Origin of the sequence: Scandinavium manionii, assembly GCF_024764775.1 — a bacterium.
In the GTDB taxonomy this organism is placed as follows: domain Bacteria; phylum Pseudomonadota; class Gammaproteobacteria; order Enterobacterales; family Enterobacteriaceae; genus Scandinavium; species Scandinavium manionii.
This window is the reverse complement of the sequence record NZ_JALIGC010000001.1, coordinates 1-246: the sequence shown is the minus strand read 5'-3', so window position 1 is coordinate 246 and position 246 is coordinate 1. Positions and strand designations below refer to the sequence as shown.

Below are 246 nucleotides of genomic sequence, written 5' to 3'. Positions count from 1 at the left end.
TTTGCTCTTTAAAAATCTGGATCAAGCTGAAAATTGAAACGACACACTGTTTCCTTTCTCCGTAATAAGAAAGGAAAATACGGTGTGTTCGAGTCTCTCAAATTATCGCAAATCGATGGTGAATCGAAAGAAACATCTTCGGGTTGTGAGGTTAAGCGACTAAGCGTACACGGTGGATGCCCTGGCAGTCAGAGGCGATGAAGGGCGTGCTAATCTGCGATAAGCGTCGGCGAGGTGATATGAACC

At 45.1% G+C, this 246-nt stretch carries 1 rRNA gene; it reads left to right on the top strand.

Features of this window, described 5'->3' with window-relative positions:
- Positions 1-149 precede the first annotated feature (149 nt).
- Positions 150-246 (top strand): 23S ribosomal RNA (locus MUU51_RS00005); the annotation flags it as partial.